This is a genomic window from Rhodococcus sp. EPR-157 (assembly GCF_001647195.1).
In the GTDB taxonomy this organism is placed as follows: domain Bacteria; phylum Actinomycetota; class Actinomycetes; order Mycobacteriales; family Mycobacteriaceae; genus Rhodococcoides.
This window is the reverse complement of sequence record NZ_LVCV01000039.1, coordinates 1-13007: the sequence shown is the minus strand read 5'-3', so window position 1 is coordinate 13007 and position 13007 is coordinate 1. Positions and strand designations below refer to the sequence as shown.

Below are 13007 nucleotides of genomic sequence, written 5' to 3'. Positions count from 1 at the left end.
GTCGTGTAGCGGGAGTGCAGGTGTCGTGCGTGGTCGTCGTCCTCGTACAACAGCTCGTCCAACGACATCTGTCTGGCTTGGGTCGGATCGTCAGCACGTTCCGGTACCTCGAACAGAAGCTCTGCATCGACACGGCCGTGTGACGTGATCAGGATCGGAACCTCGTCCACGACTCCGCGCACCCTCGACTCGACGGCGCCGAGGTCGTCCGGATCGAGCCGATCCGATTTGTTGAGTACCAGCAGATCAGCGAGCCGAAGGTGACTGTCGATCTCCGGATGCGTCGACCGAATGGAATCGAATTCGACGGCGTCGACCAGACCGACCAAGCCACCGTAGGTGATTCTGGGATTGTCGCTTCCCAAGACCATACGAATCAGATTCCGCGGTTCGGCGAGTCCACTGGCCTCCACGACGATGACATCGAGCGGGGAAGAACTGCCTGCAAGCACGTCGAACATCGAGTCCATGTCGCTGACATCGACTGCACAGCACAGACATCCGTTGCCGAGCGACACCATCGAATCGACCTGCCCGGCTACCATCATCGAGTCGATGTTGATGGATCCGAAATCGTTGACCACAACTCCGATTCGGATTCCGCGATTGTTTCTGAGCAGATGATTGAGCAACGTGGTCTTGCCCGATCCGAGAAACCCAGAGACCAGTACGACCGGGATCTTCGATACTTCTCGCCCTCGTGCCACGCAGCGAGGGTACTAGGGACCGGAAAACTACGGTGCCAGGAGCTGCTTCAGCAGACCTTGGGCAAAGTTCGACACCGCGTCGACGTTGTCCTCGGTCACCAGATTCGACAGCCCCTCGACTCCGGCGGACTCGATGTACGGCGAAATGCCGGACAACAACTGCGACAGAGAGCTTTCACCGGTCGGCGTGGACTCGGACGCCCCCGCTGCCGGTGTAGCCGGAACCGCGTCGGTTCTATCGACACTCGTGTCCGATCCGAGGAGATAGTCGATTACTCCGGTAGCGATGGCAATGGCGTGCTCGAGCTGCCCCTCCGAGCTTTCCAGTACTGCGGCGTCCTCCGGGTTGGAGCCGTTGCCCATCTCGACGAACACCAGCGGCACGCTGGTGAGTGCAGGTCCGGCGACGTCGGAGCGTTCCTGCAGCCCGTCGACCACACCTGCATAGTTCGCCGGGGTGAACCCGCCACGTTCGTAGGAGTCGCGCATCAGGTTCGACGCTGCCCTGCCGCCCTCCGACTGTGCTGCGTTCGCCGCGGCGTCGGGAATGGGAAGTGTCGGAACGATGAGGTGAAAACCACGCTTGTCTTCGTCGGCTCCCGTTGCGGTCGAGTCCGCGTGGATGCTGACCGCGACGTCGGCACCGGACTCGCTTGCGGCCCGTGCCCGCTCGTCGACGCATCCGCCCCACCCGGAGTCGTCGGCGCGCGAGGTGACGACGGTGGCACCGAGGCTTTCGAGGCTGGACTTCACCAACTGCGACACGTTCCAGGTGATCGTGTGTTCCGGAACACCGCCGATTGTGGTCATACCCGTCGTCTGGCAGTCCTTGGTTCCGCCCCTGCCGTCGTCGACCTGTTTGCCGAGATCCTGGGAGTGACCCGTTCCTTGGTGTCCAGGATCGAGAAACACGGTCTTTCCCGACAACTCACTCCCCGACGACTCCTCCGCGGCAGGCGCAGCGGACGCCACGGAGGCAGTCGTGACGGACAGAGCAAGGATACCCGCGGACACAGCGCCGAGAACTACGGATTTGTTCATCTATGGATTCGGACGCACTCGACACGAATCGGCCGAGCGGCCACTCCCCTTCCAGATCGGCTTCGGAACACCGTGCCACCGAACGAGCACAGGGCTCACACAGGTAACAGCAGACACTTGCGTACCAAGTGAAGCAGACCGGCTCCTGTCGGTCGAGTAGTTCGGCAGTTGCAAGCAAATCGTGAGCCCGCCGTGACTCGACCGTTGCAGTTTCGCCTGCGAGCGTTTTCGTCAGCGTTTGCTATTGGTCTCTCGTTCCCGGTTCACGAGAAGTCGGCGCGCGGTAGAACAGGTTATGACGTTCGTGATTCTCCAGCCCTGCTGCAACGACGCGTCGTGCGCCGACGTCTGTCCCGTCGACTGCATCCACCCGACTCCGGACGAACCGGAGTTCATGCGGGCCGAAATGCTCCATATCGACCCCGACACATGCATCGACTGCGGGGCGTGTGTGGACGAGTGCCCGGTCGATGCCATCCGTGCCGATCACGAAATCGACGCAGAGCAGGACGTATACCTCGAAATCAACGCAGACTACTTCCGCGCACACCCCATCCGCAGTACCGAATACACGAGCCCGACACCGACATGGAAGAACACCGACTTCACCGGGCGTCGAATCGCTGTTGTGGGCTCCGGCCCTGCGGCGTTCTACGCCGCGATCGAACTCGCCACCGTGCGAGGCATCGAGATCGACATCTACGACCGACTGTTGACGCCGTACGGCCTCGTCCGGGCAGGCGTCGCGCCGGACCATCCCGAAACGAAAGCCGTAACCGAGCTGTTCCGAGCGGTCGCGCGGACGAAGTCCGTGCATGTGCACCTCGGCATCGAGATCGGCACCGACGTCACGCACGAGGAATTGATGGCTCACCACGACGCTGCCGTCTACGCAACGGGCGCCTCCGGTGAACGGACTCTCGACATTCCGGGTGAGGAGCTACCGGGAAGTCACGCGGCCACCGAATTCGTTGCCTGGTACAACGGCCACCCGGACTTCGCCGACAGGACTTTCGATTTCTCGTCGCGACGCGCAGTGGTGATCGGCAATGGCAATGTCGCACTCGATCTTGCGCGGATTCTCACCGCCGATCCAGAAGAATTGGCACACACCGACATAGCGGACCATGCGCTCGACGCTCTGCGGCACAGCAATATTCGTGAGGTCCTGGTACTCGGCAGGCGAGGGCCGGCGCAGGCGAAGTTCACCAATCCCGAACTGATCGCGTTGTCGAATTCCACTGCCGTCGACCTCGTGGCGCACCCACTCGACGTCGACACGGCCGCCGCAATGGATGCGGAGGTGGAGTCGTCGAACGCGGATCTCTCGGTCAAGCTAGCGCTGGTGCGGCGGCTCACGGACCGCTACACCGTGTCGACGGAACCCGATCGGGAATCGACGAGGAAGATCGTCCTCCGGTTCTGTACTTCTCCGGTCGCGATAGAAGGGACGACTTCTGTCAGCGGTATACAGCTTGTGCGCAATGTCCTCCGTATAAGCGAAGATGGATCGCTCTGCGCCGAAGCGACCGGGGACACGGAAACTGTGGATACGTCTCTCGTGCTTCGTTCCGTCGGTTATCGCGGACGCGCGATTGCCGGTGTTCCGTTCGATGCGACACGCGGCGTCGTACCGAACGACGATGGCCGCGTGATCGACGCATCTGAACGTGTGGTTCCAGGCGTGTACGTCGCCGGGTGGATCAAGCGCGGACCGACCGGAGTCATCGGCACCAACAGGAAGTGCGCACGGGAGACGGTGCACCATCTGCTGGAAGACATCGCCTCCGGCAGCATTCGACACACACCGACGGGACGAGAGGAACTGGACGCGATGCTGTTTCGGAAAGCGCCCGATGCGCTCGATTTCACGGATTGGCTGGCAATCGACGCAGCCGAGATCGCTGCTGGCACGACGTCGTCTCGTCCGCGGATAAAGTTCGTCGACCAGGATGCGATGCGCTCAGTGGCACTTCGACACCGCAGCGAGCGTTACTGATCTACACATTGTTCGGTGCCGCAAAACCGTCCTTTCTTTCGGTTACAAGTAAATGTATCGGTCGGACGGACGAAATCGGCCACGCTCGAACCGACTCACGTGGATAATTCCAGGAAGCAGTCGTATAGTCGCGAAGAGTTCGATGCGGACGCACCCGAAATAATCATTGGAGAACTGCACAATGGCCAAGAAAGTCTACGTCCAACTCGTCGACGATATCGACGACAAGCCGATCGATTCGGGCGGCGAGCACATAACCTTTTCGGTCAATGGCACCAGCTATGAAATCGACCTCAGCGACAAAAACGCCAAGGAATTCCACCGCAAGCTCAACTACTACATCGAACATTCGGCACGTATCGGCGGCAAGCGAACCAAGAAGTCGGCAGGCCCCTCGGCCGCTGGATCCAAACGGGACGCGAACCAGACGAAGGCCATTCGAGAATGGGCGAAAGCGAACGGATACAACATTTCCGCGCGAGGCCGGATTCCAGCAGACGTGGAGCAGGCATTCGACGCTGCACACTGAAACTGCTTCGGTGCACGATCGACCATAGAAAAAGGGAGCCACCATCCGGTGACTCCCTTTTTCTCGTTCTGTGGAGCTAAGGGGACTCGAACCCCTGACCCCCACACTGCCAGTGTGGTGCGCTACCAGCTGCGCCATAGCCCCGTACTTCACTTCCGCATTACCTTGCGGTTGCTCGAACGAAGTTACACCATCGCCGGTTGCAGCTACAAATCCCCTGGTCCAGCTCGGGCCCGTACGGCTTCGATCAGCTGATCGATTCGACCCACGAAGAGTCGCTGAGAGCGTCGACGATTTGTCCGTCGACGAGGACGCCGGGAGTCCCTGCAGCCCCGGCGGTCGCCAGCGCCGTGCGCGCTGTCTCGGCATCGGCTGCTGCGGCGTCGGCTTGCTCACCCGAGGTGATGCATTCGGTTACGGAGTCGTCGGCACCGCTTCGTTTCGCCATGTCCGCAAGTTCGGAGTCCGTGTGGTCGGCGTCGCCGTTTTCCTCCGGTTGAAATTCGACCGAGAACAAGGTCGCGTGGAATGCCGAATAGACGATGGCATCCCCGGACTCTGCGACGCAGTGCGATGCTGCCACCGCCCTGCTCGAGTAGTTCCCACTGGCGGAAACCTGGTTCAGCTGAGGCAGAACGACCATGTGGTAGCGGACGGTGACTGCTCCCTCGTCGATCTTCTGGGCGAGTTCCTGGCCGTGTTTCACCTCGAGCTCACCACAGAACGGACACATGGGGTCTTCGAATATGTCGATCGTATTGGGCGCGCCCTGGACACCGAGCTGCACAACGCCGTCGTTGAGCACAGACAAACCTACGGCAGGATTCTTGACGGAGCCGTATCCGTCGTTGCGAGGTTCGTTTCCACCTCGCTGCCACAGTATGGCGACAACCACGACGACTACCACCACGACGAGGGCGATTCCCGCGAGTACGTAGGTGAATGTGTTCGACGTCGGCCGGGGTGTGTACTTCGCGCCGGAGGTTCTGTTTTGGCTCACACTGCTCATGATACGAAAGGGAGATTTTCTCTCCGTCTCACTATTGCGGTTCGTGCTCGTGTTTCCTGTCGGTCGTGTCGGGGACGACAATCCACCACGCCGCGGCCAGCAGCAGAATCAATCCCGACGTCACGAATGCGGTGCCGTACGAATAGGCCTCGACGATCGCGCCCGCTATGACCGGACCGAGTATCGCGCCGACGTCGGCGGACATCTGGAACGTGGAGAGCACCGGGCCGCCGCGCGCCTTCGACCCGATGACGTCGGCGATCGTTGCTTGCTGCGCGGGAGTCATCAGACCCGATCCGACCCCTGCCAGAAACGAGAAGATCATGAACAACACGACGTCCTCGGTCAAGCCGATGGCGGCGGTGAAGACGCCGGAGACCACGAGTCCGGACACAACGAACGGTTTTCTGCCTCGCGTATCGGACAAGCGTCCCGACGTCGTCAGTACAAGCGCATTTCCGACGGCGAAGACCGCCAACGACACTGCTGCCACCGCCGCCGACCGCTCCAGCATCGCAATAACGAAGAGCGGGATCAACGCGACGCGAACGCCGAACACCACCCATCCCGTCGCAAGATTCGACGCGAGTGCCGCCCGGTATGCCGGCACCCGCAGAGCCGACCGCAGGGTCGACACGGGAATCGACGAATCCTTGCTCGTCTCGAGTTCCTTCATGTCGCCGAGGCTGAAGAACACGACGGCGGCGGCGATGACGAGAGCCACCGCATAGATGATGAAGGGCGCACGAAGCCCCAGGCCGACCACCGCTCCCCCGAGGAGAGGTCCGCCGATCGACCCCAGGAGAAAGCTCGTCGCGTACAGACCCGATACGCGGCCTCGACTGTGGTTCGGACTCATCCGAATCAGAAGGCCCAACGCCGATACCGAGAACATGGTCGAGCCGATGCCGCCGAGACCTCGGAATACCAGCAGTTGCCAATACGTTTGGGCGAACGCACAGGCCCCGGTCGACAACGCGACGATCAGCAACCCCGAAAGGTACACCGGTCGCTCGCCCAGTTTCTGCACGAGGGATCCACTGGCGGGGGCGAACAACAGCCGCATCATTGCGAATGTGCTGATCACCGCAGATGCCGCGAAGACTCCTACTCCGAACTCGGTCGCGAATTGGGGCAACACAGGCGAGACGATGCCGAAGCCGAGTGCAATGACGAAACTGGCCGAGATCAGTACCCAGATCTCTGAGGGCAATGCGGGGGTGTTCCGAGCGGACGAGGGGGCTTTCGTCACGATTCCTTCAGTGCCTGAGACACCAATTCTCGGGCAGCGGCCTGCACCTTCGCCAGATGCTCTTCCCCGAGGAAGGACTCGGCGTAGATCTTGTACACGTCTTCCGTGCCGGAGGGACGAGCCGCGAACCACGCATTCTCCGTGGTGACCTTGAGACCACCTATCGCTGCACCGTTGCCCGGAGCGGAAGTCAAAGTCGCGGTGATCTTTTCGCCGGCGAGATCGGTGGCGTCGACCTGTTCGGGTGAGAGCTTCGCGAGAATCGCTTTCTGTTCCCGCGAAGCTGGAGCATCTACGCGCGCATACGCCGGGCTGCCGAACTCGGCGGCGAACTCTCCGTAGCGCTGCGACGGCGTCTTGCCCGTCACTGCGGTGATCTCGGAGGCCAAGAGCGCCATGATGATCCCGTCCTTGTCCGTCGTCCAGACACGACCGTCGGTGCGCAGGAACGACGCTCCCGCGCTCTCCTCACCACCGAAGCCGAGGTCGCCATCGAGCAAGCCTGGTACGAACCATTTGAATCCGACCGGAACTTCCAGGAGTCGACGGCCGAGTCCGGCGACGACCCTGTCGATCATCGAGGAGGACACCAGTGTCTTGCCGACCTTGGTCGTCGGTGACCAACCTGATCGGTGGGTGAACAGGTAGTCGATCGCGACGGCCAAGAAGTGGTTCGGGTTCATCAGTCCACCATCGGGCGTGACGATGCCGTGGCGATCGGAGTCGGCATCGTTTCCGGTTGCGATGTCGTAGGAATTGCGCGCCTCGATGAGTGAAGCCATCGCATTAGGTGAGGAGCAGTCCATCCGAATCTTGCCGTCGGTGTCGAGCGTCATGAATCGGAAGGTGGCATCGACGAGCGGGTTGACGACGGTCAGATCCAGGTTGTGCCGTTCGGCGATCGCGTCCCAGTAGTCGACGCTTGCGCCGCCGAGTGGATCGGCGCCGATGCGCACGCCCGCAGCGCGGATTGCATCGAGATCGACGACGTTGGGAAGATCGTCCACATACGTACCGAGGTAGTCGTACTTGTCCACGGTGGCCGCGAGCGCTCGAGCCAGCGACACGCGCTTCACCTCGGACAGACCGTTGCGGAGTAGCTCGTTCGCGCGCGCAGCGATGACGGACGTCGCGTCGCTGTCCGCGGGCCCGCCGTGCGGCGGGTTGTATTTGAATCCACCGTCACGCGGCGGATTGTGCGACGGAGTGACCACGATTCCGTCCGCGCGTGCCGCGTTGCCGGACGAGTTGTAGCGCAGAATGGCATGGCTCACTGCAGGAGTCGGGGTGTACCGGCCCCCGGAATCGACGAGCACGGTCACTCCGTTGGCAGCCAGTACTTCCAGGGCTGTGGTCCACGCTGGTTCGGACAGAGCGTGTGTGTCGCGGCCGATGAACAACGGACCGGTGATCCCCTGCTCGGCGCGGTACTCGACGATCGCCTGAGTTGTCGCGAGAATGTGTCCCTCGTTGAAGGCGGAGTCTGCGCTGGAACCGCGATGACCCGAGGTACCGAAGACGACTTGCTGGCTCGGATCGGACACGTCGGGAGTGCGCGAATAGTAGGCCGTGACCAACTGCGCGACATCGACGAGATCCTCCGGCAATGCAACCGTTCCAGCTCTATCGTGCGCCACGATGCGCCTCCTTCTCCTTGCCCGATACCGCCGCGTTCAAGCGTAGTTGGCTCGGCGCCGGACCGTGAGCGCACCCGGGCTCGAACCGGCATTCGGGGGCATGGAAAAGGAGGGGGGCATGGGAAGAAGCCGGGGGCAAGAAAAAGCCGGGCCGGCACATTCTCTGTGCCGACCCGGCTTTTCGTGGAGCTGCCGGGAATCGAACCCGGGTCCTCTGCTGTATCACCAGGGCTTCTCCGTGTGCAGTCTGCTATGCCTCTACTTGGATCTCCTGATCTCGCAAACAAGCCAGGATGACGATCCCAGCCACTGTTTGATGTTCCTCATCACTCCGTGGCCGAGTGAATCGGTAAGCCCTCTAGCTGATGCCAGTACCCGGACCGAGGGCGAGCCCGGACTGACAGACACGCAGTCGCTACTTAGGCAGCGAGTGCGTAGTCGCGCTGATTGGAATCGGCGCTTATATGTTTGCGATGACGCTTACGGTGGTCTCTCGCCTGCACCGACACGCTTCCCCTGACTCAACATACAAAGTCGAAACCGTTCAGCCCCGTATGTTCCCCAGCACTTTGCCGGGGCTTGTCAGTGTAACGCGTCCGCCGCGCAGAATCATCCCGTTATTCGGTGCGTGTTCTATGCACGGTCGACTTCGGCTACGACGCCCTGCAGGAGGCGGCCGGCCGCCACTTTTCGCGCAGGGAGCGATCCGTACCAGAACGCTCGACCGGCCAGCCCGCGTGGAAAAAAGTCGATTCGCTGTTCGAGGCGCGTTCCACCGCCTGCCGAGCCGACGGTGTACTGCAACCACGCGTTGCCGGGCAACGCGGCGGTCGACCGCAACCTCACCACACTCGAATCGTCGGTCTCCGCATCACCTGTGGCCGAGGCTTCGGTGTTCTCGATTCGCCAGTTCTTGAAGTCGCGGGCTTCGACGGCACTGCGAAGCCGTCGCGAAATCTCTTCGGGTCCGCTACCGAGATACACGCTGCGCACGTCGGTGTAGACGACCTCGCCAGTCCAGTCCGGATCCGAGGGCAGTGGATCGGACGGAGCGGTCGCGGTCTGGGACCAGTTCGATTCGGGTTCACCCTCGTCGATGGATCGCAGGGCCAGTCGAACCGAATCACGATACGGCGTCAATCCACCGTCCGGGCGATCCACGATCGAGTCGATGTTGGTCTCGTGCGCCACCGCGTCGTATTGAAGTGATTCGATGAGCGGCATCGCGAGTCCACGAGGAATGGGCGTCACCAAGCCGATCCAGAGGCCCGCCACGCGCGGGGTGAGGATCGGTAGGACAACCATCCGACGCTTACGCAACCCCGCGACGTCGGCATAGGTATTCATCATCTCGCCGTACTCCATCACGTCCGGACCACCGACGTCGTAGGTCCGGCTCTCGGGAAGGTCGGCCTCTGCGGCACCGATCAGATAGTGGAGGATGTCGCGCACAGCAATCGGCTGAATCTTGTTGTGCACCCAGCGTGGAGTCGTCATGACCGGAAGCCGGTTGGTCAGGTGGCGGATCATCTCGAACGACGCGGAGCCTGCGCCGATGACGACGCCTGCCTGCAGCACCAATGTCGGCACATCGGAGTCGATCAGAATGCGCCCCACCTCTGCCCTCGACTCGAGGTGCTCGGACAGCTCGCCGGATTCGGGGTGTAGGCCACCGAGGTACACGATCCGTGACACTCCCACCTCGGCAGCAACCGCTGCCACGTTCTGGGCGCTCTCCCGCTCCGTCTTCGCGAAATCGTCGTGCCCGTCCGAACCCATCGAATGCACGAGGTAGTAGACGACGTCGACGTCGGCGAATGCCTTTTTCAACGAATCACGATCTCCGAGATCCCCGCGCGCAACCTCGACGTCGGTCGCCCAGGGAACGCCGTCCAGCTTGTCGGGATTACGTGCGAGCACTCGCACCGTGTACCCGGCGTCCAGCAGCCTCGGAGCCAGACGGCGACCGAGATAGCCAGTAGCTCCGGTGACGAGCACACGACGAGGGGCGTCAGCATTGCTGTTGGCGGTCATCGTGTATCGATACCCCACCGTGGCCGATTCAATCCAGCGGTACGTCTCACGCCAGCGCGATCAGACCTACCGCCCCGAGGGCCAGGACCATACCTGCTTGCTGGAGGCGGGACACTCGTTCCCCCAGCATGACCATCGCCAACATCACGGTCGCAGCTGGATACAAGGACGCGATCACGCTGACCAAGGACAGTAGACCGCCCTGATAGGCGTACAACAACGCTGCGTTTGCGACCACGTCGAGCGTTCCGACGAAGGCGCACAGCTTCAGTACGCTGCCGTGCGGTGCCGAGAAGTGCCCGGACGCGAGCGCGACGCACCACACCACCGCCGTCGCGGACGCCCGTGAGGCGGCGAGTGGCCACAGCCCCGATCCGTCGCCGATCTGATGCAGGCAGATGAAAGCCACCGCGAATGTCACACCGGATCCGACGGTCAACCACGCCACGGTCCTGGTGAACTTCAACTCGCGTCCGCCTGCGACCTCACCCGCAGCCTTGTCGGGCGACTCCTTGCTGACCAGAACGACGGCAATCAACGCCAATGCGATTCCTGCGAAAGCAAGTACGCCGGGGCGCTCGCCGAGGGCGAACCCCGCAACGACAGGGATTCCTGCCACCAGCACTGCCGTCAACGGGGATACGACGGACATCGGACCCGAGGCCAGCGCCACGTAGAACCACCACACCGCGACACCACCCGCGACACCGGACGCGAGTCCCCACAGAATGGGCTCGAGCGATATCGACCCACTGACGAACGGCGCGATCAACAGCACCAGCAGAAGCGAGAAAGGATAAGAGACGATGACGACCCTGAGGGCGGCTACTCGGCGAGAGGCGACACCTCCGACGAAATCACTGACGCCGTAGCCGAACGCGGCGACGAGCGCCAGCACGATTGCGGTCAGCGCATGCCCTTGATACGACGCCCGAGCTCGCGTGTCACCTCGCGCTCGGCTGTGCGACGAGCGAGATCCTGCCGCTTGTCGTAGTCCTGCTTGCCCTTGGCGAGCGCAAGCTCGACCTTGACCTTGCCGTCGGAGAAGTACATCGACAACGGCACGAGCGTCAGCGATCCTTCTTTCGTCTTGCCGACCAGACGCTCGATTTCACGCTTGTGCAGCAACAGCTTTCGAGTACGTCGCGGCGCGTGGTTGGTCCAGCTCCCCTGCGTGTACTCGGGGATGTGCAGACCACGAAGCCAGATCTCGCCGTCGTCGACCGTGGCGAACGAGTCGGCGAGCGAGGCTTGGCCATCGCGGAGGCTCTTCACTTCGGTTCCGACGAGTGCGATACCTGCCTCGTAGACATCCAGAATCGAGTAGTGGTGCCGCGCTTTGCGGTTGGTCGCGATGGCCTTGCGGCCCTTTTCTCTCACTTCAGGGCCCTTTCTCGAGCGCCGTTACTTCGCGTGCGCGCCCATCGCGCAACCGCTCCAGCATAGAACTGCCGCGCAATCGAATTTCTTCCCCGGCGACAAACCGCCTGCACTATCTATTCGCGGACGTAGAGCCGCAGCGTGATGTACGCGGTGACCGCCGCCATCCCGATGCCGACGAGTGCGAGGAACGGCGAGACGAGCAACACGTCACTGTTGGAGATACGCGCCAGAATGTTCGCGTCGTACACCTCCGAGAGCACATCGTCGATGAACAGGTTCTTCGCTGTGAACAATCCGGCGATGGCGAGTGCTGAGCCGATGAGTGCACCGACCACCGCTTCGAGCAAGAACGGCAACTGCGTGTACCACCGAGTTGCGCCGACCAGTCGCATGATCCCGACTTCGGTACGCCTGGTGAACGCCGCGATCTGCACCATGTTGGCGATCAGCAGTACAGCCGCGATCGCCTGCACTATCGCAATGGCGAAGGCGGCGTTGCGAACACCGTTGAGAACGCTGAACAGGCGCTCGACGAGATCTCGCTGGTTCAGGACGCTCTGCACACCCGGCTGACCGGCGAAGTTGTCGTTGATGACACCGAACCGCTCGGGGTCACTCAGTTTCACCTTGAACGATGCCGGGAAGCTGTCCGGGCTGACGAGTTCGGCAAGCTCGGGTTGATCCTTGAATACTCGTTCGGTTGCGTCCTTCACCGCGTCGTCACGGTTCAAGTACTCGACGGACACAACCGCCGGCGTCTGGTCGAGTTCGCGACGCAGGGTCGCGCATGTCTCCGCGGCGCAGTCGGGGTCGGTCGCCGAGACGTCGTCGGTGAGGAAGATCTGCACCTCGACCCGGTCGAGGAAGATCTGCTGTGTCTTGCCCGCCATCTGGACGACCAGCAGCCCGCCACCGAACAGACCGAGCGATATCGCGGTCGTCAGGATCATGGCGATGGTCATGGTGATGTTGCGGCGTAGTCCGGTCAGAACTTCGCTGAAGATGAAACTTGCGCGCATCGGTTGATCCGGGCCCTTCGGTGTCTACGGTCTTGGAAAGTCTGATCGTTCGGCAATCGGCACAGAGTGCACGGGCTTCTACCTGCCGACGCCGTAGACGCCACGGGCTTCGTCGCGCACCACGCGCCCGTTGTCGAGTTCGATGACCCGGCGACGCATCGAGTCGACGATGTGGTTGTCGTGCGTTGCCATCAGAACCGTCGTTCCGGTCCGGTTGATGCGTTCGAGCAACATCATGATGTCCTGGCTCGTATCCGGGTCGAGGTTTCCGGTCGGCTCGTCCGCAAGCAACACCAGAGGCCTGTTGACGAACGCCCGGGCGATCGCGACCCGCTGCTGCTCACCCCCGGAAAGCTCGGTCGGGAGGCGATCCGACTTTCCGCCGAGCCCGACCAGA

General features: G+C 62.1%; 12 protein-coding genes, 1 tRNA gene and 1 other RNA gene. 2 read left to right on the top strand and 12 right to left on the bottom strand.

Annotation, left to right across the window (positions count from 1 at the left end; all coding sequences use genetic code 11):
• Both A2J03_RS01755 and A2J03_RS01750 read right to left on the bottom strand, forming a co-directional pair.
• Positions 1-707 (bottom strand): CobW family GTP-binding protein (locus A2J03_RS01755; RefSeq protein WP_197480563.1); only part of this gene is annotated, 707 nt, incomplete at its 3' end.
• Positions 708-734: 27 nt separating this feature from the next.
• A complete protein-coding gene (locus A2J03_RS01750) occupies positions 735-1748 on the bottom strand; it encodes an N-acetylmuramoyl-L-alanine amidase (RefSeq protein WP_068368891.1) in 1014 nt (337 codons plus the stop codon).
• A 295-nt stretch (positions 1749-2043) separates the two neighbouring features.
• Between A2J03_RS01750 and A2J03_RS01745 the strand changes: the two genes are divergently transcribed.
• Positions 2044-3747 (top strand): FAD-dependent oxidoreductase, encoded by a 1704-nt coding sequence (locus tag A2J03_RS01745; RefSeq protein ID WP_068368888.1) that lies wholly within the window; start codon positions 2044-2046, stop codon positions 3745-3747.
• Between the two features lie 181 nt (positions 3748-3928).
• Entirely contained in the window at positions 3929-4276 is a 348-nt protein-coding gene (locus A2J03_RS01740; RefSeq protein ID WP_068368885.1) for a histone-like nucleoid-structuring protein Lsr2, read from the top strand.
• Between the two features lie 71 nt (positions 4277-4347).
• On the opposite strand, the gene A2J03_RS01735 is transcribed toward A2J03_RS01740, so the two are convergent.
• The 10 genes from A2J03_RS01735 to A2J03_RS01690 form a co-directional block, all read right to left on the bottom strand.
• Positions 4348-4420, bottom strand: a tRNA-Ala gene (locus A2J03_RS01735).
• Between the two features lie 103 nt (positions 4421-4523).
• Entirely contained in the window at positions 4524-5276 is a 753-nt protein-coding gene (locus A2J03_RS01730; RefSeq protein WP_442971311.1) for a DsbA family protein, read from the bottom strand.
• Positions 5277-5316: 40 nt separating this feature from the next.
• Positions 5317-6537: an MFS transporter gene (locus tag A2J03_RS01725; protein ID WP_156520140.1), complete on the bottom strand. Its 1221-nt coding sequence runs from the start codon at positions 6535-6537 to the stop codon at positions 5317-5319.
• Positions 6534-8174, bottom strand: coding sequence for a phosphoglucomutase (alpha-D-glucose-1,6-bisphosphate-dependent) (pgm, locus tag A2J03_RS01720; protein WP_068368879.1), 1641 nt, complete (start codon positions 8172-8174; stop codon positions 6534-6536). Before pgm ends, A2J03_RS01725 begins: the two co-directional genes overlap by 4 nt.
• 181 nt (positions 8175-8355) lie before the next feature.
• Positions 8356-8726, bottom strand: a transfer-messenger RNA (tmRNA) gene (gene ssrA / locus A2J03_RS01715).
• Between the two features lie 81 nt (positions 8727-8807).
• Positions 8808-10208, bottom strand: coding sequence for an SDR family NAD(P)-dependent oxidoreductase (locus A2J03_RS01710; RefSeq protein WP_068368877.1), 1401 nt, complete (start codon positions 10206-10208; stop codon positions 8808-8810).
• A 46-nt stretch (positions 10209-10254) separates the two neighbouring features.
• A complete protein-coding gene (locus A2J03_RS01705; protein ID WP_068368874.1) occupies positions 10255-11106 on the bottom strand; it encodes a DMT family transporter in 852 nt (283 codons plus the stop codon).
• Between the two features lie 8 nt (positions 11107-11114).
• The gene (smpB, locus tag A2J03_RS01700) at positions 11115-11588 is read right to left on the bottom strand and encodes an SsrA-binding protein SmpB (protein ID WP_068368872.1); all 474 of its coding nucleotides are present in this window, start codon (positions 11586-11588) and stop codon (positions 11115-11117) included.
• A gap of 116 nt (positions 11589-11704) precedes the next feature.
• Entirely contained in the window at positions 11705-12610 is a 906-nt protein-coding gene (gene ftsX, locus A2J03_RS01695) for a permease-like cell division protein FtsX (RefSeq protein WP_068368869.1), read from the bottom strand.
• A gap of 78 nt (positions 12611-12688) precedes the next feature.
• Positions 12689-13007 (bottom strand): cell division ATP-binding protein FtsE (locus tag A2J03_RS01690; protein ID WP_156520139.1); only part of this gene is annotated, 319 nt, incomplete at its 5' end.

Bases quoted from the DNA above. Each gene is read 5' to 3' on its own strand.
- A2J03_RS01750 (WP_068368891.1), bottom strand. From the start codon at position 1,748: ATGAACAAATCCGTAGTTCTCGGCGCTGTGTCCGCGGGTATCCTTGCT.
- A2J03_RS01745 (WP_068368888.1), top strand. From the start codon at position 2,044: ATGACGTTCGTGATTCTCCAGCCCTGCTGCAACGACGCGTCGTGCGCC.
- A2J03_RS01740 (WP_068368885.1), top strand. From the start codon at position 3,929: ATGGCCAAGAAAGTCTACGTCCAACTCGTCGACGATATCGACGACAAG.
- A2J03_RS01710 (WP_068368877.1), bottom strand. From the start codon at position 10,208: ATGACCGCCAACAGCAATGCTGACGCCCCTCGTCGTGTGCTCGTCACC.
- ftsX (WP_068368869.1), bottom strand. From the start codon at position 12,610: ATGCGCGCAAGTTTCATCTTCAGCGAAGTTCTGACCGGACTACGCCGC.